The organism is Ensifer sp. NPDC090286 (assembly GCF_044769565.1).
GTDB lineage: Bacteria > Pseudomonadota > Alphaproteobacteria > Rhizobiales > Rhizobiaceae > Ensifer.
Genome location: NZ_JBIVYF010000004.1, coordinates 520,250 through 543,917 on the forward strand (window position 1 = coordinate 520,250; position 23,668 = coordinate 543,917).

The window sequence follows — 23,668 nt, forward strand, 5'->3', positions numbered from 1 at the left end:
CGTTCAGCGACCACCCTACCGTGACGCTTTCCAGCGGTCGCTTTGGCCGATGGCGAAGCCTTGCCCAATTTCTACCTTCGAGACAGGAGACGGAACTTGCAGAACCTTCGCGTAGCGGTCGATGTCGGCGGTACTTTCACCGACATCTGCATCATGGACGAGACGACTGGCCTCATCCGCGTCGAAAAGACATCATCCTCTGTCGATCCGATCGATGGCATCATGTCGGGCGTGGAAAAGGCCGGCATCGATCTCGAAAAGGTGGCGCTGTTTTCGCACGGCACCACCGTTGCCACCAACGCCCTGATCACCCGGCGCCTGCCGCGCACGGCGATGGTCTCGACGAAAGGCTTCCGCGACGTCATCGAAATCCGGCGCGCCAACAAGGAAGACCTCTGGGATACCTACAAGGATGTCGTGCCGCCCTACGTGCCAAGACGCGACCGGCTCGTCGTATCGGAGCGCGTCGACGCCCAGGGCGAAGTGGTGACGCCGCTCGACGAGAAAGAAGCCCGCGACGTCGCCCGTATCCTCAAGCGCCGCAACGTCGCCGCCGTCGCGGTCTGCTTCATGAACGCCTTCATGAATGGCGAGAACGAGCGGCGGATGAAAGAGATCCTGATGGAGGTGATGCCCGGCGTGCCGGTCTCGACCTCGTCGGAAGTGCTGCCGGAGATCTTCGAACACGAGCGGTTTTCGACCACGGTGGCCAATGCGGCACTGAGCCCTGTTGTCGTCGACTATACCTCGAGGCTCGGCAAGCGCCTTGCCGCGGACGGTTATCAGCGCGACCTGCTGCTGCTTCATACGGGCGGCGGGGTGATGACGCCGAAGAGCGTGGAGGACTTTGCCGCCCGGCTTGCCGGTTCCGGTATCGCCGCCGGCGCGATCGCCAGCAAATACATCGCCGAACTTTGCGGCTTCAAAAACTCGATCGGCCTCGACATGGGCGGCACCTCGACCGACGTGTCGCTTGCCTATGACGGGCAATCGCGGGTGACCAAAGACTGGTTCATCGAATTCGGATACCCGATCCGCTTCTCTTCGATCGAGGTGCTGACGATCGGTGCCGGTGGCGGATCGCTTGCCTGGACGGATGAGGCGGGCTCGTTGCGCAACGGCCCACAATCGGCCGGCGCCAATCCGGGCCCGGCTTGTTACGGCAAGGGCAACAAACAGCCGACCAACACCGATGCCAATGTCGTCCTCGGTCGCTTGGGCACCAGTCTGGCCGGCGGCAAGATCACGCTTGATGCGGGACTGGCAGAAGTTGCGGTCAAGGACGGCGTCGCAGCACCCTTCGGTCTCGGTCTGCACGAGGCTGCGGACGCGATCATCCGCGTCGCCAATGCCAACATGTCCGATGCGGTACGTTTGATCTCCATCAGCCGTGGCTATGATCCGCGCGACTTTGCGCTGGTCGCATTCGGTGGTGCCGGCGCGCTGCACGGGGCGGCGATCGCCCGGGAGCTTTCGATCCCGGCTGTGATCGTGCCACCCAATCCCGGCGTGACCTCGGCGCTCGGCTGCCTGCTTGTCGACATGCAGCACGACTTCTCGGAAAGCTACTTGAAGGCGGCGGCCGATGCCGATCCCGCCGCGATCGAGGCAGCCTTCCTCCGTCTTGAAAAAGAGGCGCTGGAACGGCTTGCCCACGAGGGTGTCGCCGAAAAGGACGTGGTGCTCCAGCGCAGCATCGACATGATGTATCTCGGCCAATGGCGCTCGCTCGCGGTTTCAGCCCCTTCGGCCATGACCGAGATCGCGCCGCTCGTCGAAGCCTTCCACCGCGAACACGAGCGCGAATACAATTTCCGCCGCGACGAAACGCCGGTGAGCCTCTTCCGCATCAATCTGAAGGCAATCGGCGTCGTGCCCAAGGCGACCTTGGCGCGCCATGAGCCGACGGGCATCGTGCCCGAACCGAAGACGCGGCGCACGGTCTGGTTCGATGGCGAACGTGGTCTGGATACGCCGGTCTACGAGCGCGAAACCCTGCCGGCCGGGCTCGTTCTTTCCGGGCCCGCCATCGTCGAACAGCTCGATTCCACGGTCGTCATTCCACCGGACACACGCGCCGAAGTCGACCGGTATCTCAACATCATCATCCGCATCGAAGGTGAGAAGAATGTCTGAACAGCAGAGCCTTGATCCCGTCACCTTCGAGGTGCTGAAGAATTCCTTCATCACCAGCGTCGACCAGATGGCAGAGCAGATATTGAGGACCTGCTATTCCTTCGTCATCTACAACCGCGATTTCTCGAGCGCGCTGCATGATGCAGAAGGCAACTCGGCCGCTCAAGGAAACCAGGACATCGCGGTGCATGTCGGCACCCTGCATTTCACCTGCAAGGACGTCATCCGCGCCTTCGACGGCGACATGCATCCGGGCGACGTCTATGCCATCAACGATCCCTATGCCGGCGGCACCCATTTCAACGATGTACGTCTGATCCGCCCGATTTTCGTCGACGGCCGGATCATCGCCTTCAGTCAGTCCAACGGCCACTGGTCGGACCTCGGCGGCAGCGTGCCGGGCTCGTTCGACGTGGCTGCGAAGGAGATGTTCAAGGAGGGCATGCGCATCACGCCGATCCGGCTCTTCGACCGCGGCCGGTTCTGCAAGGACGTCGCCAACCTGATCGCTTCGAACACGCGTGATCCGGCCTCGATCATTGGCGACATCCACGCCCAGGCGCAGGCCACCCAGGTCTGCGAGCGCGAAATCCTTCGGCTCGTCGGCAAATACGGCGAAGGCACCGTGAAGCAGGGCCTCGGTGCCGTGCAGGACTATGTGGAACGCGCCATGCGCCAGCGCATCGCAGCGCTGCCGGATGGGACCTGGGAAACGCAGGACTTCATCGATCGCGATCCGGCCGGCAGCGAGGGCATGATCCCAATCAAGGTCAAGCTGACGATCAAGGGCGATCGGGTAATCTACGATTTCACCGGTAGCCACCCGACGATCGGGTCGATCTACAACTCGGCATTCGGCGCCACCTTCTCGGCAGTTGCCGCCGGTATGAAAACCTTCTTCCCGGACCTTCCGCTCAACAGCGGCTTTTACCGCGTCTTCGAGATCATTGCCCCGGAAGGTTCCATCGTCGATGCGAAATGGCCGGTGGCGGTCACCGGCTTCCTGATGCCCTTCGAGAAGATCATGAATGCGATCTATGAGATCTGGTCGAAGATCATTCCGGAGCGGGCGATCGCCTGCGCCTTCAACCTCGAATATCTCCTGACCGGTGGGCGCGATGCCCGGGCGAAAGAAAAGCCGATCTTCATGTTTTATGACTGGCTGCCGGGGGGCTGGGGCGGGCGCAACGGGAAAGACGGCTGCAATGTCACCACCGCCTGCTTCGGCACTGGACTGATGGCGCAGCCGGTCGAGGGGCAGGAGCGCGCAAATCCGATCCTGACGACCGAGTTCGAGGTGCTCAAGGATTCTGCTGGGCCAGGCAAATGGCGCGGGGGTGCCGGTGTCATGAAGACCTCGCGCATGCTTGAGGCGGAGAGCACGGTCATTTCCTATATCTGCGACCGCGAGCGGGCGATCGTCTGGGGTATCGAGGGCGGCCTGCCGTCGATACCGCACGGGCTGACGCTGACGCGCGCGGCGACCGGGCAAAAGGAGTGGCTCGGCGCAACCTTCTCGGACGTCGCGATCGAAGCAGGCGACGTCTTCTCTCGTCCGACCGCCGGCGGTGGTGGTTTCGGTGATCCGCTGGAGCGCGATCCGAAGCGGGTGCTGGAGGATGTCATCGACGACTATGTCTCGGTCGAACGCGCTGCCAAGGACTATGGCGTCGTCATTCAACCGATCGATCCGGAAATCTGCGCCTATGAGATTGACAAGGATGCGACCGTTGCCTTGCGCCGGCAGATCCGGGCGGAACGCAACGATTGGCTGGCAGCTGATCCGGAGCATGTCTCCAGGCGGTTCAAGGCCGGTGAGATCGATGCCTTGGACGCCGTGCGTCGCTATGCTGTCATCCTCGACTGGGACAGCGGCGATCTGCTGCCGGTCTCCACGGCCCAGTTCCGGGAGATGTATCGCAAGCGTTCGGCGGCCGCCTGGCAATAGTGTCGAAAATGCCTGGAGGGTGGGTGGTTGGCCCACCCGGGGTCGGGGGGTAACAATGGATGATATCACGATCGTCGCCGTAACTGAGGGCGACAGGTCAGCGTGGAACGAACTGCATGCGGGGTTTGCCAGCTACTACGGCGTCGAACAGACCGACGAAATGCGCGATCGGGTGTGGGGCTGGATCAAGGACGGCCGGCTCGAATGCCGCCTTGCGCTCGACGGCGCTGGCCGTGCGATCGGCTTGACGCACTTTCGCGAATACATCCGGCCGTTATTCGCGGCGCGCGGCGGCTTTCTCGACGATCTGTTCGTTGCACCCGAGGCACGCGGGAGCGGCGCTGCCACCACGCTGATCCGTGCGGTCGCCGACATCGGGCGCGAACGCGGCTGGAACTCGATCCGTTGGATCACGCGCGACAACAATTATCGTGCACGAACGCTCTATGACCGGGTCGCGTCGCGTACCGATTGGATTACTTATGATATCACGCTTTGAAATTGCAGCAGGGAGACGCCGATGACCGCACAGCCAAATTCCACCGAAGCGCGGGACATGGCGTACCACCTCCATTCCTACACCAATCCCCGACGCCTGGAACGCGAAGGGCCGATGGTGATCGAGCGGGGGGAGGGCATCCATGTCTTCGACAACAGCGGCAAACGCTACATCGAGGGCATGGCGGGGCTGTGGAGTGTCGCCGTCGGCTTCGGCGAGAAGCGGCTCGTCGAGGCCGCACGCAAACAATTGAGCCAGTTGCCCTACTACCATACCTTCTCGCAGAAATCGCACGGCCCCGTCGCCGATCTCGCGGAGAAGCTGGTGTCTCTTGCGCCAGTGCCGATGTCCAAGGTCTATTTTGCCAATTCCGGTTCGGAGGCGAACGACACGGCGATCAAGCTCGTCTGGTATCGTTCCAACGCGCTCGGCAAACCCGAAAAGAAGAAGATCATCTCTCGGATCAAGGGCTATCACGGCGTGACGGCGCTGAGTGCGAGCCTGACCGGCCTGCCCAACAATCATCGTTCCTTTGATCTGCCGTTTCCCAACATCCTGCACACGACCTGCCCGCACTATCGAACGGGCGCGGAACCGGGACAGGACGAGCTTGCCTTCTCGCGTTGCTGCGCCGAGGAACTGGAGGCCATGATCCTGGAGGAGGGGCCGGAAACGATTGCCGCCTTCATCGGCGAGCCGGTGATGGGGGCGGGAGGCGTCATCGTACCGCCGGAAGGCTACTGGGCGGCCATCCAGGAAGTGCTCGACCGCTACGATATTCTGCTCATCGCCGACGAGGTGATCTGCGGATTCGGCCGCACCGGCAACATGTTCGGCTCGGAAACCTATGGGCTGCGTTCCGATATCATGACGGTCTCCAAGCAGCTCTCCTCGTCCTATCAGCCGATCTCGGCGCTGATGATCAACGCGCGCGTCTACGAGCCTATTGCATCCGAGGCAGACCGGATCGGCACGCTCGGCCATGGTTACACCGCAAGCGGCCATCCCGTCGCCGCCGCGGTTTCGCTGGAGAACCTGGCGATCATCGAGGAGCGCGATCTCGTCGGAAACGTGCGCCGGCTGGCGCCACATTTTCTCGAGCGCCTCAACGCGCTGGAGCGGCACCCCCTTGCAGTCGAAGCGCGCGGTGTCGGGCTGATCGGGGCCTTGGAACTGGAGGCTGCCGACGGCGCGCCGACGGGGACGATGGGCGCTCGGGCCGCAGCTCTGTTGCAGAAGAACGGATTGATCTCCCGTAACATCGGCGACGCGATCGCCTTCTGCCCGCCCATGATCATCACCAAGGCGCAGGTCGACGAGATGTTCGATATCGTCGAGAAAAGCCTCAAGGAGCTCTCTGGACTGTAGCGCGCCGGCGCCACGACTGGGGCGTTTATCTCGGCCCAGTTCCGGCTGGGGCGGGATGACACTCTGGTTGGAAACCTGGACCCTGACGGCATCGAACCGGCCCGCGACGAGATCCTTTCTTCTCATCGTCAGGACGATCGTGTCGCCGTCGCCGAACATCCAGCCCATCAGGTTCTCGGCGCGACAAAATTGCCCATTGATGTGCTGGAAAGAAAGGGCGATGTGAGGGGTATGCATACGGAAACTTTCATCAGGATATCGCGGCTCATCGATCAAGCACGCTCCCTTACCCGGAGCCGGCTGCCCTGATCCTGTAACGCCGCCACAGCCCCCGCCGCTCCGGGAATCCACTGACCAACAGTGCGGTTCATGATTGACGGAGTGTACCCGTGTCCGCGTCTCCAACTCGCCCCGTTTGCATCGTTTGCAACCGGCATCTTCCCCTTTCTGCTCGCCGTTGCCCGTGGTGCAAGACGCATTGCGCCGCCGCCCGCCGCAACGCGTGCGCCGCGCGCGAACGGAGCGCGCATCCGCCGGCTCCCTGCGCGTTTTGCAAAGGGAGCGGAAAATGACGAACACCAGGAACATTTGCGCCGCTGCGGAGGCCGCACCGGAAGAGATGCAGCAGGTCGGAGCTCTTCCCTGGCGCATCGCCAGGAATGGCGAAGCAAGGATATTGCTCGTCACGTCGCGCAGGAGCGGGCGGTGGATCGTGCCCAAGGGATGGCCAATGAAGGGCCTTGCGCCCCGTCAGACCGCATCGCGGGAAGCATTGGAAGAGGGCGGTGTCATCGGCGTCCTTTCTAAGGCGCCGGTGACGACCTATCGCTACATGAAACAACTGGATAGCGGCGCAAACGTTGTCTGCCGCGTGGCGGTGTTCGGACTGAACGTGCGCGGGACACTGGTTGATTGGCGGGAAAAAGCACAAAGGCAGCGGCGGTGGTTTTCGCTCGCAGCGGCGGCAGACACGCTTGATGACCGCGAACTCTCGGAGTTCGTGCGCACCCTGGATGCCGCGTCTGAATGTTTGGAAGCACCGACCGGGGTCGGCGGTAGGAAACCCTCGCTCGACGAGATCCTCATGTTGAGGCGTTAGGCCCGTGTCGACGTACTCGCACCTCGAAAAATGGCGGCGACCAGTTAAGGCCGTCTGCAGCCATAGGGTCAGTCGCGCACGCTAATCGCCTGGCGCCACTACCTGCGACGGCAAGAGCGGCGCCAGGACCTCGCGAGCATTGATCCTTCAAAGGCCGACCTATCCGGCCAATTCCGCATACGGAGAGAATAAGCGATGAGCTTCAGATACAGTCATACTTTGCCGATCAGCGGCGCAAACAAGCTGCCCCGATTCAAACAGTGGGCCGCCGAGAACATCCCAGGGATCGCCTTGTCCCTTCCCCCGCAGGTTCCGGTCAAGAGTATCGCCTTGACGGTCCGCCTCAGATCAGTTGAGGACCGCGCTACGCTGATGGCGAAGCTTGAAGGCGTGGATCTGGACGACAGAAGGACCTGCTAACATCCCCTGTTGTCCATCTCGCGACCGCTGAGGCGGTTGAACCGGCGATCGAGACACTGGTCGCCGGTTCTTTTCCTCGCATGAAAATGCTTGCGGTGGTCGGGCGCCCAAAAAGCCGAAGGAGGAATCTTCGGTCCCCCTTCACGTCACCGCCAGGAGACGACCTCATCGACATGGCCCAGTCGCAGGCGATGCCGGGCGGCCGAGAGGCGCAGACCAGAAGCACGGTGTTGGGGGCAAGTTGAGGCGCACGTCTTGTCGATCGTGCGCCTCGGTACCGTTTGATACTGTCGGTGTCTTTGCTTGCGACAAGCCGGAAGGCCTATTCAGCCCCAGGGCGGTCGGTGACACGTTAAGCAGCGCGCCGAAGCCCCACGCGCGCCGCCAGGCGCCTTGCGTGCTCCAGGGACGCCGGCTGCTGATCGGCAAAGCGCTCGGCGCCAATTTCCATGATCAGCGTCGTATCCGGAAGGAAGGTCAGCTCAGAGAAGATCTCATCCCAGGCAATGTCGCCCCAGCCGATCGGCAGATGCAGGTCACCGATGCCGAGCGCAGTCGCTTCTGCCGGATGATAAAAGCGGTTCATGGTATAGGGCAGGCCGAAGCTGTCGTGCACATGCAGGTGACCGGTCACCGGGGCCATGGCCCTGAGTTCGTCGCGGAAATCGAGCCCGCGATGCGTGGCCTCGATATAGGCATGCGAGAAGTCGATGAGCGCGACGACGTTGTCGGAACCGATCGCCCGCACCGTTTCGGCAACCTGGCTCGGCGTCTGCCGGTATTGGCCGCTTTCCGTGGTGAAGATGTTCTCAAGTGCGATGCGAACGCCGTAACCTTTTGCGACGTCCGCCATCTCCGCAAGAGCGTCGCGTTCCATCTTGTCGAGATCCGCGGCGCTCTCGCCGGCGGCAAGCTGTGCTGCGCCGGAGTGGTGGACGAGGATCCCCGCGCCAAGCCGATCGCAGAGTTCAAGCATCGCCCTCACGACCTTCTTCTGCAGATGGTGGTGCTGGCGATCCATGAAATTGGAGACGATCTGGCCGTGCAGCGACAGCTTGTCGAACGTGTACTTCTTGGTGATCTCGGCGACGCGCTGGACACGGTCTTCGATGATGCGACCGCCGCTGACGATCTCTTCGCCATAGATCCCGATCTCGCAGGCGTCGGCGCCCGTCTCGGCAACTTCACGGAGCGAGGCGTCAAGGCTCGAAAGATCGCCCTTGCCTGTCCGGTTGCAGAATCCCACGGCGGAAATGATGTCGTTCATTACGGTTCTCCTGATCTATGGAAGTGTTCAGACTGCTTGGAGTGTCGGTTGGCTGGCGGAACTGCTCACGGCGCGCGGCTCCAGATCGATCTCGATCCGGCGACCGGTTTCCTTGTCGAAGAGGTGGAGGTGTGCGAGCGGCAGCTTCAGGGTAACGCGATCGCCCGGCCGCACGCGCAGATGCTCGTCGACAGCGGCGGCGAAAGGATAGCCGTTCAGGTCCGAGTGAATGACGCGGCCGGAGCCGAGCTCCTCGATGAAATCCACCTTGATCGAGACGCCGTCCGGCGCAACGACGCATTGTTCCGGTCGAATGCCGACGGTGATCTGTCTTGCGCCCAGTCGCGTGGCAAGGCCCTTGTTGACCGGCATCTTGGTGCCGCCGAATGTGAGGCACGCATTTTCAACATCGACGGTGGCTTCGAACAGGTTCATCGCCGGTGAGCCGATGAAGGATGCGACGAAGACGCTTGCCGGCCGGTGATAGATGTCGAGCGGCTGGCCCACCTGCTCGACCACGCCCTTGTTCATCACCACCAGCTTGTCGGCCAAGGTCATTGCTTCCACCTGGTCGTGCGTGACGAAGACAGACGTTGCTGCCAGACGCTGATGCAGCTTGCGGATTTCAGCCCGCATGGTGACGCGGAGCTTGGCATCCAGGTTCGACAGCGGTTCGTCGAACAGGAACACGTTCGGCTCGCGAATGATCGCGCGCGCCATGGCGACGCGCTGCCGCTGACCGCCGGAAAGGGCGGCCGGCTTGCGATCGAGATAGTCGGAAAGCCCGACGATCTTGGCCGTTTCCTCGATCCGGCGAAGCCGCTCCGCCTTTGCAACGCCCGCCACCTTCAGCGCGTAGCCGATGTTTCCCGCAACGGTCATGTGCGGGTAGAGGGCGTAGTTCTGGAACACCATGGCGCAGCCGCGTTCGCGCGGTTCGAGCTTGTTCACAACTTTTCCGTTGATCGCGATCTCACCTGCGGTGATCTCCTCAAGCCCCGCGATCATCCGCAGAAGCGTCGATTTCCCGCAGCCGGACGGGCCGAGGATCACGACGAATTCTCCGGATGCGAAAGCGAGGTCGATGCCGTGCAGGGTGGGGTTCTTGCCGTAGGATTTACGCACGGCGCGAATTGCGATGTCAGCCATGAGCGCGGACCTCTCTGTCTGTTCTGATTGGGGAAAGCGGGGTCATTTTTCCGTGGCCACGAGGCCGCGAACGAACCACCGCTGTAAGACGGCGACGACGACGAGCGGTGGCAGCATGATGATCAGCGAACCGGCGAGCGTCACATTCCAGTCCGGCGTGCCGTTGTCGGCGGGCAGGAGCGCTACCAGCGACATCATCGTGGTCTTGTATTGCGGGTCCGTCACCATCAGGAGCGGCCAGAGATACTGGTTCCAGCCGTAGACGAACATGATGGTCGTCAGTGCCAGCATGTTGGTGCGCGAGAGCGGAAGCAGCATGTCGATGAAGAAGCGGATCGCGCCCGACCCGTCCATGCGCGCAGCCTCCGCCAGTTCGTCCGGCAGGGTCAGGTAGAACTGGCGATAGAGGAAGGTTCCGGTCGCCGTGGCGATCAACGGCAAAGTGAGGCCGGCATAGGAATTGAGAAGGTTCCAATCGACGGAGACCTCGAAGCCGGTGACGGCGGAAATCAGCAAGCGGATCGGTTGGAACAGGTCGGCGGCGACGGCATAGGTCGGCACCACGCGTACTTCGAGCGGCAGCATCAGGGTGATGAACACCATCCAGAAGAAGAAGCCTTTCAAGGGTGTTCGGAAGAACACGATGGCAAAGGCCGTCAGCGCCGACAGCGCCACTTTGCCGACCGTGACGAGGCTCGCCATCACGAAGCTGTTCAGCATCGCCGTCCCGAGACTGGCGCGCGACCAGGCCGCACCCATGTTCTCGAAAAGGCGATCCTGCGGCACGAAGCTGAAGGGAATGGCGTTGACCTGCTGGAAAGTCTGGCTGGCGCCCGACACGATGACGATGAAGGGGCCGATCAAAAGCAGGAAGCCGAAGATCATCACGCCATAGGTCAGGGCGTTGGCAAAGGGTGTCCGCTGGATCATGGGAGCCTCACTTGTAATGGACCTGGCGCTCGATGAAGCGGAACTGGATGAAGGTGAAAATCATGATGAGGCCGATGAGCACGAGGCTCTGGGCGGACGCACCGGAGTAGTTCAGGCCGCGGAACGCCTCCTCGACGATGCGGTAGACCATCACGTCAGTGCCGTGGTTCGGGCCGCCATCGGTCGTGCGGGCGACGATGCCGTAGGTGTCAGCGCCGACGAAACCCTCGGTCATCATGATGACCAGCAGGAAGAAGAGCGTTGGCGCCAACAACGGGATCTGGATATCGACCGCGCGACGGATCGGGCCGCAGCCGTCCATCGCGGCCGCCTCGATCAGCGAACGCGGAACCGACTGCAGGCCGGCAAGCAGGAAGATGAACGTGTAGCCCGCCCATTTCCAGGCAAAGACGACGATGACGAGGATGAGGGCGTGGCTGCCGTACTTGGCCGGGTTCCAGAAATCCGGAAAGGCGGCGTTGACGGATGCCATCAGCCCGCGCTCCGGCGACAGGATGAAGCGGAAGGCCATGCCGGCTGCAGGCCCGGCAATCGCATAGGGCAGAATGTAGAGGAACCGGAACGGCGCGGAACCCGGCAGTTGCCGGTCGACCGCAAGGGCAAGGACAAGGCCGATAAAAATGGTGGCAAGCGTGCCGCAAAGGGCAAATGCCAGGCTGACGCCGACCGAGTTCCAGTAGAGCGGATCGGCAAACACTTCCTGGAAGTTTGCCAAGCCGACGAACTCTGCCGCCCCGCCGAACGGCGGCTCCAGCGTGAAGGCCCATCGCAACACGGCGACCGCTGGCCAGTAGAAAAAGAGCAGGATCAAAATGATCTGCGGCAGGGCGAAAAGGCTCGGCAGCCACCAGCTGCGAAAGGCCGCGCGCTTGTCCATATGTCGAAATTCCAATGCGCAAGAAGAGCGATCGGAGCCCGCCGATATCGCGGCAGGCTCCGGGCGGATCGGATCTTAGTTCAGCGTCTGTCCGGCGTAGGTCTTCTCGAAGCGGCGCAGAACGGCGTTGCCGCGTTCGACCGTCTTGTCGAGCTCGGCCTGTACGTCTGCGTTTTGCATGAAGATCGCTTCGAGGGCGGTTGCGAATTCCTTGCGGATCTGCGTGAAGCCGCCGAGGCGAATGCCGCGGGTGTTTTCCGAGGTCGGGGTGAAGGACAGGCTCTGGATGGCGAATTCGCGGCCCTTGTAGGGAGCCTTGTCATAGAAGCCATTGGCCTTCATGGCGTCGAAACCGGTCTTGGTCACCGGGATGTAGCCGGTTACCGTCGACCACCACTCGGCCATTTCCGGCGTCGCAAGGTAGTTGAGGAAGGCGGCCGCGCCCTTGTATTCGGCTTCCGGACGACCGGCGAGCACCCAAAGCGAGGCGCCGCCGACGAGCGAGTTCTGCCGCTCGGTGCCCTTCCAGACCGGCAACATGGCGACTTCCCACTTCACACCCTCAGGCAGGGTCTTGCCGATGGTGCCGTGGTCGGCGACCGAGGTCTGGATCATCTGGCAGGTCTGGGAGGTGAAGGCTGGGACGATGTCCATGCCGAGCTGCTTGGTCTTGACGACGAAGAGCTTCTCGTCGGCCATTTTCTTGAAGAACTTCACATGGTCGACGAACTTGGTCTTGTTGACGACAAGCTCGGCGTTGAGGCCATTGTAACCGTTCGCTTGGGTGGCGATCGGCTGGTTATGGATGGCCGAGAACTGCTCCATCAGCGGCCAGGTGTCGAAGTTGAACGCCAGCGGGCATTCGAAACCGGCCGTCTTCAGCTTGCGGGCCGCTTCCTCGACCTGCTCCCAGGTGTCCGGCTTGAAGTCGATGCCGGCCTTCTGGAAGGCGTCGACGTTGTAGTAGAACATCGCGGTGGAGGAGTTGAACGGGAAGGAGTTCAGTGCGCCCTTTGCTGTGGCGTAGTAATTGGCGATGCCGCCGAAATAGTTGTTCCAGTCGATCGTATAGCCGTTGTCGGCCATCAGCTTCTTGGCGGGCACGAAGGCGCCGGACAGCATCATGTCGAGCGTGCCGGCATCATAGATCTGGGTGATCGCCGGCTGCTTCTTGGCGCGGTAGGCGGCAATCGTGTTCTGCAGGGTCGTGTCGTAACCGTTTTGCGAGGTGCAGACGATCTCGAACTCCGACTGGCTGTCGTTGAACTTCTTGCAGGCATCCTGGACGCGTTCGCCGAGGTCGCCCGAAAGGCCGTACCAGAATTCGAATTTCGTCTTTTCGGCGGCCGCAGCCGACGCGCCGAACGCGACGCTCGCCATCAGGCCGAGGAATACGGAAGTAGTGACGGAGACTCTCATTTGCAAAACGCTCCTTGCAGGATGGCGGACACCAGGATCGGTGGCACGATGAAGCCGGGGCGCTTGCTAACAGTTGCGTGTGACAGTCCGTGACAATCTGCATGATGATAAAATGAAAGTTTCGTAACGCTGGCGCGCGACAGGCAGGCCAACCAATCTCCCTTGGCCCTGGCCGACCGGAAGGGCCTGAAAACCCGCTTGGTTCGCAATAGGACTAAGTGGGGCGGAAAAAGAGGCGCGGCCTCAGTCGACTTTCGCTCCCACCTCCGACAGGTATGCGTCGTAGCCGAACAACAGGTCTTGGCTCAGGTCCTTGCCGTCGAACCGCGCAATAAAGTCTTCAAGGTCGGCCTGACGTGAGAAGCCCATGGCCACGGCAGACATGCTCTCGATGTCGCCCTCTTCGTCCTCGTAAGTCGCGCTCATCTCCAGGGCGCCCAACCGATCGAAGTTCGCTTGCATATGGAATGAAAGCCAGACCAGATATTCAAGCGGATAGCCGGGGTTCCTGCCGTATGTCACCACAAAGGGATAGGCTGAACGGAACCGGCTGGCCAGAGCTTCGCCATCGGTTGCAAAGACGAGCAGATCGCTATCCTCATCGAGGTCGTGGAGTTCGATGGTCAAATCATGTTTGCGCAACGCGACGTAGCCGCCAAGTCGGTCCCACGGCAAGGACGTCAAGATGATCTCGCGCCATCGCGTGATGGCGACATCGAGATCGGTGCGGACCAAAAACATGAAGGATCCCTGCAGCGTCGTGGCACAATCAAGAGCTTTCAGCTTTGCACAGTGCACGCTGCAGTCAATGGATATTAGCGCTACCTAAATTCATGGTAAGGAGGAAGTTGTCGTGATTTAAGAGGCGCCGGCGAAACATCAGCCTCGCCGGCTGGCCGGTTTATCGCCAGTATCCCCGCCCGGTATCGACCGATGATCGTCCCACGACGTAGCCGATGGTAAAGGCGAGCGCGCCGATCAGCACGCTGAGGGTGGTCGCGGTGTGAGGATGTTGTGCCGCGGCGGTCGCGACGGCGGTCGTTTCCCTCTTTACTGCTTCGCTGGCTGTCTGTGCAGCTTTGCGCATACCGGCAAGGGGTTCTTCGGGTGTGCCTGTGAAGCCCGCTTTCAGATCGTCGTCTTTGGCCATCGCTTTCATCTCCTTTCGCGTATGAAGGAGAAACTGAGCACGGCGCCATCGGTTCCGAAGCCCCGGGTACGATTTTGTTCAAGGCAGCCATCCGGTCGCGACTGCCTCCGGGGCAGTCGGAGCTCGCCGCCGGCAAAATAGCCCGTCAATTGCGCTTTGGGGTGGATCGTGCGCCAGAATTCTTCGGCAAAGTCCTAGTGGGTCGACAGGATACGGTTGCTCAACGATCCGCCGTAGGTCTTCCTGGTCGCAACTTTGTTTTCCAGCGAGGCAAGGATGTCTTCGCAGAAGTCGACGTCGTAGAGTTCACGAATGGTCTGGAGACCGCCGGGCGTGAACACGTTTATCTCGAGCAGCTTGTCGCCGACGATATCGAGGCCGACCAGAAACATGCCATCTTCGACAAGCTTGGGCCGCAGGGTCTCGGCGATCGCCAGCATTTCCTTTGTGACCTGCGCCCGTTTTGGGGTCCCGCGCGCGTGGATGTTGGAACGCACGTCGCCCTTCGCGGGGACGCGCCTGAATGCAGCGTATACGTCGCCACGCTGCAAGGGGCGTCCGTTCATGAGAAACAATCGGGTATCGCCTTCCGACGCTTTTGGAAGGTAACACTGCGCAATGAGATAGCCGACCTCACCGACGGCATCGATGATTTGATTGAGATTGGACTCGGTGCTGCTTCCAACCCGAAAAACGTTCTTTCCGCCGGATCCCTGCAGCGGTTTGATGATCACACCGTCCGAATGGTCGTCGATAAACGTTCTGATCTCCTCTATGTCCTTGGAAATCAAAGTGGTCGGACGAACGATGGCCGGGAAATCCTGGAAGTAGAGTTTGTCCTGCGCCAGGGCCAGACCACAGGGGTCGTTGACGACGATCGTGCCTCGCTCAGCGGCAAGCCGACCGAAATTCGCGCCGGCATGCGCTGCCCAGGGGCGACTATCGGCATCCAGCGAGGGATCGTTCCGTAAGAACAGGACATCCACCTCCTCGACATTGACAAGGGTTCTTTGCTGTTCGGGAGCGATCAGAGCACGCAGCAGTGTTTCGGACTTCTTGGGGCGCGCGTCGCCAAGATTTGCTGCGCGGATCATCAATGCGTCGTCGGGGCCAAGGATGAAATCACCCGGCGTTACATAGAGCACGTCGTGGCCGCGAGCGAGCGCGGCAAGCGCCAACGACGTTGTCGTATAGGAAGGCTTTTCGGACTCGATCGCGTTGACAAGGAAGGCGATGCGCATAGGGGCTCCTACCTGGAATGAGGTGCCGCCGACCACGCCTGGCAGCAAGAATTTGCCCTGAAGGCGTTGGAGCCAGCGACAACCGTCGTCGATGCGCAGGAGAAACGGAAGCACAGTGCGATCGGTTCCGAAGCGACCGACGCTCCTCACCGTCGATGTTCTGGTGCCCAGGACTCGCGCCCCTTTTTCCGGTCAGCCGCAAGCGAACGGGCTTTGGCCATTCCTTTTACGTTCGGTCGTTCCGAGGTCGAGTTGAGGAGGAAGGCTTGCCCAAACCGCGAGCAGATTGCTGCCTGATCAAGCCTTATCGTCCAGCGCCATCTCGACCATCGTCGGACGAAAGCCTGCGGTTGCGAACAGCCTTTGCGCTGCCTCGTTCCGGTGCGCTGTGGAAAGCACGACCAGGCCAGCCCCTCGCTTTCGCAACTCTGCAACGGCCGCGTCGAGCAACATGCGGCCGATGCCCTGGCTGCGACGTTCGGGATCCACGAAAAGGTCGTGAATGACGCCGGCCGGTCCTCGGAGTGCCATGTAATCGTATCCCTCGCGAGAGGCATAGGCATATCCGACGATTGCATTTTCCTGCTCGGCTGTGAGGACCACGACATCCGGCTCTTCAAGCTGACTGTGCAACCATCGGCCATAGGAAGCCTTCGTGCCGGCTCCCGCCGCGATGAAGCGCGTGGGGTCCCATTGATGATGGAGTGCCGTCAGTTGCGTGCCAAACGCGCCAAGCACGGGCATGTCATCCTGTCGGGCGGCTCTAATCGTAATTGGTGACGGCATGTCGCGGCATGATCCAGCTGTCGGTCGCGCCGTGACGTGGATCAGTCTGGCCCGCCGACCTTGTATCTTAAATGATGGGCGCCGTGGCTCAACTGTGCAGATGCGATGAAGGAGCCCTATCTTTCCCGCCGAGTCTTCTTTGTTCCATTTCGCGCGCGATCAGCCCGTCGAGGAGGCGTGGTCCGGCGCGTCAGGTCGAGCGTTTGATTTTGCCAGGGCCGTCGTCGCTCTCAGCCCCCGTTTCATGCGGCGTAGCGCCCTATGCCACCACAATCGGGACCTTGATCGGTGACGCCTTGACCCGGTTGTACAAATCGACGACGTCCTGGTTCATCATGCGCACGCAACCGGAAGACGCCTGCGTGCCGATGGTCCACCATTCCGGTGAGCCGTGCACGCGATAGCCGGTGTCCTGGCCGTCCTTGAAGATGTAATGTGCCCGGGCTCCGAGCGGGTTATCGAGGCCACCCGGCTGGCCGTTCGTCCATTTCACCAGCTCAGGCTTGCGCGCGATCATCTCCCTGGGCGGCGTCCAGGTCGGCCACACCTTCGTGTACTGGATCTCCGCACGGCCGCTCCACTCGAAGCCGGCCTTGCCGATGCCGACACCGTAGCGGACCGCTTCGCCACCGTCCTGCACCCAATAGAGATGCCGCTCATTGAGCCGCACCACGATTGTGCCCGGCGCCTCACCGGTGGGATCGCGAACGATCTGACGACGGAATTCCGGTTTGACCTTCTGGAACGGAATGGCCGGGATGACGAAGCCGTTGTCGGCCAGCGACGCATACATCGTGCTGTTGTCGGTGATGTTGCTGTCGACGCTGATCGGTGGAATTGCCCCTGTCGACATCGTGTCAACACCCATAGGCGACATACGACCGGACGGCTCGAGCGATGGGAGGTCGAGGGCCTGCGAGCACCCGGACGCACCCAGCAGCGTCATGATACCGAGGTTCGAAAGCAGGGCGCGGCGGGAGACGACGTAGCCGGGCTCCGAAATGGTTGCACCGGAGGACAGCTTCTGATCTTGCGGCTTACGCATGCACTTTTACCCCAGACGAACGTCGGCATCATGCCTCCGGATGGGCGCAGTTTCACGAATCATGGTTAAAAAGACGTGAAAGGGCTGCCGGTCGCGCGCCATCTTGGGACAATCGATGAAGCTCTCCGGGTCATGCTGGGAGTGCTCTGAATGATTTCAGGAGGAGCGCTTCCGAGGCGACGCCACCCCTAAAAATCTACAGAGCGCTGGACATGTGACTATAACTTGACTAGCACACTCATGAAAACGAACTTGGCCCGGACCTGCCGGCCTTGCGATGGAGCGTACATGTCAAGCCGCCTCAAGACATTCACTGCACTGGCCCTGTCCCTGTCGGCGCTCCTGCCGGCAGCGGCGTCGGCCGAAACGGCCTTCCTCGATCACCGCGGCAAGACGATCACATTTGCAAAACCGCCGGAGCGCGTCGTGACGATCGTCCGTTCGGCGCCGATCATCTATCGTGCCGTGGACGAAAAGGCCGATCGTATCGTCGGCATGAACAAGGATTCGCTGGTGCGATACTTTACCAGCGGCATCTATGCCGAGATGCTCCCGGAAATGGCCAAGATCAATGCCAGCGCAGCACAGGACGGCTTCGTGCCGAATGTAGAGGCGATCCTTGCTGAGAAACCCGACGCGGTGATCCAGTGGACCCATGACGAGAAGCTCATCGAGCCGCTGGAACGGGTGGGGCTCACTGTCGTCGGCTGGCAATGCTGCTCCGAGCAGGACCGGCTCGACTATGTCACGCTCAGCGGCTACATGACCGGCCGTAACGACCGCGCGCAGGCGATCCTGAAAGCTCAGTCCGAGACTTTGAAGGCCCTTGATGAAAAGGTAGCCAAGCTCGACAAGTCGGCGCTTCCGTCTGTCCTCCACATCGACAAGGTTGCCGATCAGATCCAGGTCATCGCCAACGGCTCGCAGGATCTTTCCCTCAGCGGTGTCACCAATCCGGCGGCAGACAATACCGGCGAATGGTGGCGCACCGTCGATTTCGAACAGTTGCTCGTCTGGAACCCTGATATCATCATCATTCCCGCCTATGCGACCGACCTCAACCCGAAGGATTTCTTCGATAACCCGGTGCTAGCCAGTCTCAAGGCTGTGAAGGAAAAGCGCGTCTATAAGCAGCCGGTCTTTGCCCGCACCCCCGATGCGCCGGAAATCTTCCTGACATCGGAATGGTTGGCGGCGATCGCCCATGGGGCCGATTTTGCTCCCAACTTCAAGAAGCAGATCCTCGACAGCTACAAGCTCATTTACGGCGCCGAGCTGAAAGACGGCCAGGTCGCTGCGATCCTCGAAACTGAAAGCAATGCGCCTGCGAGCAAATATGCCGAGCTCTTCCAGTAAGGCATCGATGAGCGTGCCTTCCGGATTGGGGCGGAAAAGCGCTTCCGTCTCCGTCCTGGCTGTCCTCCTGGGGCTCCTGGTGGCCGTCGTCCTCTATTCGGTGACGATCGGGCGCTACGACCTCTCCGTGCGGGACGTGGGTTACATTCTGATCGACAACGTTCACCCCTTGATCGTTCCCTACTGGGATCCGGTCCAGGAGGTGGTGGTCGAGCAGGTTCGGCTGCCGCGCATTATGGCGGCGGTCATCATCGGTTTCGGCCTTTCCATGTCGGGGGCCGCTCTGCAGGGCCTTTTCCGCAATCCGCTGGTGGATCCGGGGATCATCGGCGTCACCTCCGGTGCCGGTTTTGGCGGGACGCTCGCGATCCTTCTCGGATGGCAGGGCTACGCGCTGTTGACCTTGGCGTTCCTGTTCGGCATCGGCAGCGTCTTCCTCGTCAAGCTGTTGTCGACCGTGCGCGGACGCACCAGCATGCTGACGCTGGTCCTGGCGGGCGTTGTCATTTCCGCTTTCTTTTCGGCAGCGATTTCCATTGCCAAGCTGCTGGCCGATCCCTTTCAGAAGCTGCCCGCCATCACCTACTGGCTCATGGGAAGCATCGCTTCGACCAATTATCTGGATGTTTTGCTGCTCGCGGTCGCCGTGGTTCCCTCCGCCATCGCGATCTACCTGCTGCGCTTCCAGATCAACATCCTGTCGCTCGGCGAGGAGAAAGCCCGCGCGCTCGGTACAAAAGTGGTCTTGGTGCAGTGGATCATCCTCCTTGCCTCCGCATTGATTTCGGCTGGTGTGGTGGCCACCTCCGGCATCATCGGCTGGGTCGGTCTCGTCGTTCCGCACATCGCGCGCGCGCTCGTCGGCGCCGATCATCGGCGCCTCCTGCCGGTGGCGGGCGTGATTGGCGCGATCTACCTGCTTTTGGTCGACGATCTGGCCCGAACGGTCACGACGGCGGAAATCCCGCTCGGCATCATCACCGCCCTGATCGGCGTTCCCGTCTTTGCCGTCATCCTTCGCCGCCTGCATGCAAAGGGAGGCTGGAGCAGTGATTGAGGCACGAGATCTGACCGTCGAGCGCGGGGGCAGGACCATTCTGGCCAATTACAGCCTTCGCCTCGAGCGTGGGCATGTGCTTGCTGTGCTTGGGGCCAACGGTGTTGGCAAGACGACGCTCATCAACACGCTGATCGGTGTCATCAAGCCGAAATCCGGCCGGCTTTCCGTCAGCGGGCAGGTGGGTTATGTGCCGCAACTGTTCGAGGCGCCGTTTTCCTATTCCGCCTTCGACATCGCACTCATGGGACGGGCGCGCCATCTTGGCCTTTTCGGTGCGCCGGGCAAGAAAGACTACGAGATCGTCCGGCATTATTTCCACCTGCTTGGCATCGAACATTTCGAGGGGCAATCGTTCAATTCCTTGAGCGGCGGCCAGCGCCAGCTGGTGATGATCGCCCAGGCACTTTCGTCGGAATGTGACCTTCTGGTGCTCGACGAGCCCTGTGCGGCCCTTGACTACAAGAACCAGGACAAGGTCCTCAGCCTGCTCGAACACCTCAAGGACGAGCACGGTATGACGATCGTGTTTTCGACCCACATGCCGCAGCACGCAGTCGAGATCGCCAGCGACGTGCTTTTGATGACAAGCGGCAGCAAGTATGTCTCAGGGCCGATGGCCGAGGCGCTGAGCGCCGAGAACCTGACGGCGCTCTACGACCTGCCGATTGCGCGCGCCGATTTCGATGGGCTGCCGAAGCATACCTATGCCCCGGTTTTTCGTCATGATGGAGTTCGGTTTGATGGCTGACGTGACGCCCAACGCCGCAAAGCGGATCGCCTACATCCATTGGGGCAACAGTTGGCAGCTGCGAAGCTTCCAGGACTTCAACCACTATATCGACGATCTCATCTATATCCACGACCTGCCTCGGTTCGACCTTTCGACCTACGCCGCGGTCATCATGCCGGATGCGATGGATGCGGCCGCGCCGATCCCGCACCGACAGCAGCTGAATGCCTATCTGAAGGGTGGCGGCTTTCTCGTCGTCAGTCTGCAGGGGCATGCCGACTGGCTCGAGATTCCTGGCCTTGAATGGACGCCGGGAAACTGCCGCGACTGGCTGTGGTGGACCAAAGGGGAAAGGCTGGAGGTGAGCTTCACACAGCCGCTTCATCCGATCACCGACAGTATTCCGCTTTCGCATATGAGCTGGCATTGGGGCGGATCCTATAACGTGCCGGAAGGCGCGCGCTCGATACTTGAGATCGATGGTGGCCGCGGCAGCCTGTTTCTCGATTTTCCGTCGCTGCCGGGCGGCGGGCGGCTGCTGCTTTCGACGCTCGATCCCCATTCGCACAACGGTCAGCGCTTCATGCCGGCGACCACGCGGTTCCTTCAGTCCTTCTATCCCTGGCTCAACCGTGAACTCGGCATCAAGCGCCCGTCGAACAATCGCTTCACCTACCTGCAGTGCTCGCATGTGCCCTCGGAGTGGCATCCCGCCTGGATCGAGGAAAGTCTCGAACGTGCCGGTTTTGAGACCTTGTTTTCGCCGCTTTACGAACTCGGGCCCCAACTCCTGGAAAAGACGGACACGCTCTATATTCCGAGCAGCCACGACGAGTTCTTCCTGAAAAGCCGGTCCGACGATCTCCTTGCGTTCCTCGCCCGTGGCGGAAACCTCGTCATCTGCGCCGAGCCGTGCCAGCCATGGCTGCCGTTCATGGCCCCCTTCCATGCGGTCTCGCCGCGTCCGTTCACCAACATCAAGGTACGGGTGCGCAACGACCGGTTTGGCATCTTTGCCGATCTCGGTGACGACTTCGATGGCTGGGAAGGCATATTCGGGCAATATGCGCGAGGTTGGAGCGATCCGCCCCCCGGAGCGATCTGGCTGACAGATGTCGGACCGGAGGGCGACCCGAAGCCTGCGGACTGGCTGTGGCAGTATCCGACGACGACGGGGCGTGGAGGCTATGTCTTCATGCACAATGGCGACAACATGACCCGCTACCCGGATCGTGGCCCCAAAAAGGAGGCGCTGGTCGCCAATGTCTGCCTGGCGCTTCGCAGGCTCTCCATGGGCGAGTTGCTATTCTAACGCCTACCGGGAGAAGACGCCGTCCATCCAGAAAGGCAACGCGACCGTTGCCTCCGTGTCCGACGAAATGATCAGGTTCTCGCGCGAAACGCCGATGTCGGAAACGGCGCGCCAGCCATCGGGCAGGCGGATGGCGCCGAATGCAAAGCCGATGGCGACTTCCCCGTCCGGCACAAGCTCGATTGCCGTCGGGTAACCCCGCTCGTTCAGCCAGTTCGGTCGGCTGCTTGCCTCGCGACCGTAGCCGAAGAAGGTGCATCCTTCCTCCAGTCCCAGCACGCCCCGATGCCTGCCCGAGAAGGGCTCGTAGTGACGTCCCCCGTTGCTCATCCAGAGCATCGAGAATGGCAAGACCCGCGGGTCCCTGACGGAGAAAAACAAGAATCCGTCATCACGCGCCGACACTGCGGTCCATCCCATGGTCGAGTTCGGCTCCTCCGCGAGGATCAGGAAATCCTCGGAATCGGGTGGACCCGGCTGAACGCTCAGATCCACCGCGCCGCCTCCCTTCAGTCGCACGCTTGTCAGATCGACAAACTCTTGAGGGTACATGAGTGCCGAGTTTCCGCGTTGCGGGTCGGTTTCCACGGCATGTTCGGGCGTTGCCCCGAAAGCTTTCGGCGAGAAGTTCAGAGATGCTTCTCCCGTTATCCGGACCATTGGATGGTGTGCGACGGGAAGCATGCCGAAGCCCCCGACGAAACGATGACGCTGATAGACAATCGGCTGGTCGGGCTTGAGCGTCAGCTCCTTGAATACAGCGGCGCCAGCAACCTGTCCGTCGAGCCGGAAGATCGCTGTAACCGTACCGTCGGCATCTGTCCGGCAGCTCTCCTCCAGCCAGACCCCGTTGGCGGTCAAGCCATGTTCGACGGTACCGCTGACGTCATCATGCCCGAACGGCGCGCAGAAGAAATCACCGGAAAGACTGGCAAGGCTTTGGCCCATGGCTGCGGGTACACGTTCCGGACAGCCCCCATTGTCCTCGCCTGTGCGCCAGGGTGCACGATGCATCGGTCGTATCCGGTCGGGCCCGGTCCCAAAGACGACCTCCTCCAGATGACCGCCCTGCGGGTTGAACGTTACCTTCGCGCTGTTGGTTTCGATGACATGCATTATCCGCTCCATTGGCCGGGAGTTGGTCTTCGGCGACCATATCGATCGGATAATAATAAAACAATTGTTTTTCTTTATTGACGAGGCGTCGGTTTTTTGACACTCCTTGCGCTCAAGGGGAGGGCAAGGCATGCGCTCAATCGACCAAACTGAACTGCGACGGATGTTTCCCGCGCCCGAGGCGTTGGTTGTCAGCAAACAACTCACCCGGCTCGACAAACACTGTCTTCAATTTCTCTCGCTGTCTCCGTTCGCCTTGATCGGCACGCGCAGCCAGGCGGGTGGAGACGTATCGCCACGCGGGGATCCAAGGGGGTTCGTCCACGTGTTGGATGAAAACACGTTCCTTATCCCCGACCGCCCTGGCAACAACCGGCTCGACACCATGGAAAACATCCTGGCTGATCCCGTGGTCGGATGCCTGTTTCTTGTGCCTGGCCTGGGCGAGATCCTTCGCGTCAACGGCGTTGCCGACATCGTGGTCGGCGACGCGCTCGAAGCCCTTTCCATTCAGGGCAGGGCGCCGCGCGTGGCGATCCGGGTGCATGTCAGGGAAGTGTTCTTTCACTGCTCCAAGGCGGTCATCCGCTCGAAACTCTGGAATCCGGCAACCTTTGCAATGCGCGAAGACTTTCCGCCACTCGGTGCGATCCTTGCGGATCAGATTGCCGGTCTCGACAAGGACGAGATGGTGGAAAAGATCCGCGTCGGCGATCAACGAACACTTTACTGAGGCGCC

Annotated in this window: 22 protein-coding genes; 11 read left to right on the forward strand and 11 right to left on the reverse strand. The window is 61.2% G+C overall.

The window, feature by feature from the left end:
• Window positions 1–96: 96 nt before the first annotated feature.
• From ACIQUG_RS23070 to ACIQUG_RS23095, 6 genes are all read left to right on the forward strand, one after another.
• Window positions 97–2,136 carry a hydantoinase/oxoprolinase family protein gene (locus ACIQUG_RS23070; RefSeq protein ID WP_402324328.1) on the forward strand — a complete coding sequence of 680 codons (2,040 nt, stop codon included), beginning with the start codon at window positions 97–99 and terminating at the stop codon, window positions 2,134–2,136.
• Window positions 2,129–4,084, forward strand: a complete 1,956-nt coding sequence (locus tag ACIQUG_RS23075) for a hydantoinase B/oxoprolinase family protein (protein WP_402324329.1) — start codon at window positions 2,129–2,131, stop codon at window positions 4,082–4,084. Before ACIQUG_RS23070 ends, ACIQUG_RS23075 begins: the two co-directional genes overlap by 8 nt.
• 55 nt (window positions 4,085–4,139) lie before the next feature.
• A complete protein-coding gene (locus ACIQUG_RS23080; protein WP_402324331.1) occupies window positions 4,140–4,583 on the forward strand; it encodes a GNAT family N-acetyltransferase in 444 nt (147 codons plus the stop codon).
• Window positions 4,584–4,604: 21 nt separating this feature from the next.
• A complete protein-coding gene (locus ACIQUG_RS23085; protein WP_402324332.1) occupies window positions 4,605–5,951 on the forward strand; it encodes an aspartate aminotransferase family protein in 1,347 nt (448 codons plus the stop codon).
• A 568-nt stretch (window positions 5,952–6,519) separates the two neighbouring features.
• Window positions 6,520–7,050: an NUDIX hydrolase gene (locus tag ACIQUG_RS23090; protein ID WP_402324334.1), complete on the forward strand. Its 531-nt coding sequence runs from the start codon at window positions 6,520–6,522 to the stop codon at window positions 7,048–7,050.
• A gap of 195 nt (window positions 7,051–7,245) precedes the next feature.
• Window positions 7,246–7,470, forward strand: coding sequence for a hypothetical protein (locus ACIQUG_RS23095; protein ID WP_402324336.1), 225 nt, complete (start codon window positions 7,246–7,248; stop codon window positions 7,468–7,470).
• A gap of 352 nt (window positions 7,471–7,822) precedes the next feature.
• On the opposite strand, the gene ACIQUG_RS23100 is transcribed toward ACIQUG_RS23095, so the two are convergent.
• The 10 genes from ACIQUG_RS23100 to ACIQUG_RS23145 all read right to left on the reverse strand — a co-directional run bounded on the left by ACIQUG_RS23100 (window position 7,823) and on the right by ACIQUG_RS23145 (window position 17,355).
• Entirely contained in the window at window positions 7,823–8,737 is a 915-nt protein-coding gene (locus ACIQUG_RS23100; RefSeq protein ID WP_402324338.1) for a TIM barrel protein, read from the reverse strand.
• Between the two features lie 27 nt (window positions 8,738–8,764).
• A complete protein-coding gene (locus ACIQUG_RS23105) occupies window positions 8,765–9,886 on the reverse strand; it encodes a sn-glycerol-3-phosphate import ATP-binding protein UgpC (protein ID WP_402324339.1) in 1,122 nt (373 codons plus the stop codon).
• 42 nt (window positions 9,887–9,928) lie between these two features.
• Complete coding sequence (locus ACIQUG_RS23110; protein ID WP_402324341.1) at window positions 9,929–10,816, reverse strand: ABC transporter permease subunit; 888 nt, start codon at window positions 10,814–10,816, stop codon at window positions 9,929–9,931.
• 7 nt (window positions 10,817–10,823) lie between these two features.
• Window positions 10,824–11,714 (reverse strand): carbohydrate ABC transporter permease, encoded by an 891-nt coding sequence (locus tag ACIQUG_RS23115; RefSeq protein WP_060521199.1) that lies wholly within the window; start codon window positions 11,712–11,714, stop codon window positions 10,824–10,826.
• A gap of 75 nt (window positions 11,715–11,789) precedes the next feature.
• Window positions 11,790–13,133, reverse strand: coding sequence for an extracellular solute-binding protein (locus ACIQUG_RS23120; RefSeq protein ID WP_402324342.1), 1,344 nt, complete (start codon window positions 13,131–13,133; stop codon window positions 11,790–11,792).
• 243 nt (window positions 13,134–13,376) lie between these two features.
• On the reverse strand, window positions 13,377–13,874 hold the full coding sequence (locus tag ACIQUG_RS23125) for a hypothetical protein (RefSeq protein WP_402324343.1): 498 nt from the start codon (window positions 13,872–13,874) through the stop codon (window positions 13,377–13,379).
• Window positions 13,875–14,034: 160 nt separating this feature from the next.
• Window positions 14,035–14,283: a hypothetical protein gene (locus tag ACIQUG_RS23130; RefSeq protein ID WP_402324344.1), complete on the reverse strand. Its 249-nt coding sequence runs from the start codon at window positions 14,281–14,283 to the stop codon at window positions 14,035–14,037.
• 194 nt (window positions 14,284–14,477) lie between these two features.
• Window positions 14,478–15,524 (reverse strand): glutathione synthetase, encoded by a 1,047-nt coding sequence (locus ACIQUG_RS23135; RefSeq protein ID WP_402324345.1) that lies wholly within the window; start codon window positions 15,522–15,524, stop codon window positions 14,478–14,480.
• A 297-nt stretch (window positions 15,525–15,821) separates the two neighbouring features.
• Window positions 15,822–16,268 (reverse strand): GNAT family N-acetyltransferase, encoded by a 447-nt coding sequence (locus ACIQUG_RS23140; RefSeq protein WP_402324346.1) that lies wholly within the window; start codon window positions 16,266–16,268, stop codon window positions 15,822–15,824.
• Between the two features lie 301 nt (window positions 16,269–16,569).
• Window positions 16,570–17,355: a L,D-transpeptidase gene (locus ACIQUG_RS23145; RefSeq protein ID WP_402324347.1), complete on the reverse strand. Its 786-nt coding sequence runs from the start codon at window positions 17,353–17,355 to the stop codon at window positions 16,570–16,572.
• A gap of 288 nt (window positions 17,356–17,643) precedes the next feature.
• Between ACIQUG_RS23145 and ACIQUG_RS23150 the strand changes: the two genes are divergently transcribed.
• Genes ACIQUG_RS23150 through ACIQUG_RS23165 form a run of 4 tightly spaced genes read left to right on the forward strand, consistent with a single transcriptional unit; the run spans window position 17,644 to window position 21,813 of the window.
• A complete protein-coding gene (locus tag ACIQUG_RS23150) occupies window positions 17,644–18,711 on the forward strand; it encodes an ABC transporter substrate-binding protein (RefSeq protein WP_402324349.1) in 1,068 nt (355 codons plus the stop codon).
• A 7-nt stretch (window positions 18,712–18,718) separates the two neighbouring features.
• Complete coding sequence (locus ACIQUG_RS23155; RefSeq protein WP_402324351.1) at window positions 18,719–19,768, forward strand: FecCD family ABC transporter permease; 1,050 nt, start codon at window positions 18,719–18,721, stop codon at window positions 19,766–19,768.
• On the forward strand, window positions 19,761–20,519 hold the full coding sequence (locus ACIQUG_RS23160; RefSeq protein WP_402324352.1) for an ABC transporter ATP-binding protein: 759 nt from the start codon (window positions 19,761–19,763) through the stop codon (window positions 20,517–20,519). The genes ACIQUG_RS23155 and ACIQUG_RS23160 overlap by 8 nt, the downstream gene beginning before the upstream one ends.
• Window positions 20,512–21,813, forward strand: a complete 1,302-nt coding sequence (locus ACIQUG_RS23165; protein ID WP_402324354.1) for a hypothetical protein — start codon at window positions 20,512–20,514, stop codon at window positions 21,811–21,813. The genes ACIQUG_RS23160 and ACIQUG_RS23165 overlap by 8 nt, the downstream gene beginning before the upstream one ends.
• 3 nt (window positions 21,814–21,816) lie before the next feature.
• On the opposite strand, the gene ACIQUG_RS23170 is transcribed toward ACIQUG_RS23165, so the two are convergent.
• Entirely contained in the window at window positions 21,817–23,061 is a 1,245-nt protein-coding gene (locus ACIQUG_RS23170; protein ID WP_402324356.1) for a hypothetical protein, read from the reverse strand.
• On the opposite strand from ACIQUG_RS23170, the gene ACIQUG_RS23175 reads away from it, so the two are divergent.
• A complete protein-coding gene (locus tag ACIQUG_RS23175) occupies window positions 23,060–23,662 on the forward strand; it encodes an MSMEG_1061 family FMN-dependent PPOX-type flavoprotein (RefSeq protein ID WP_402324358.1) in 603 nt (200 codons plus the stop codon). The two genes, ACIQUG_RS23170 and ACIQUG_RS23175, sit on opposite strands and share 2 nt — an antisense overlap.
• Window positions 23,663–23,668 lie beyond the last annotated feature (6 nt).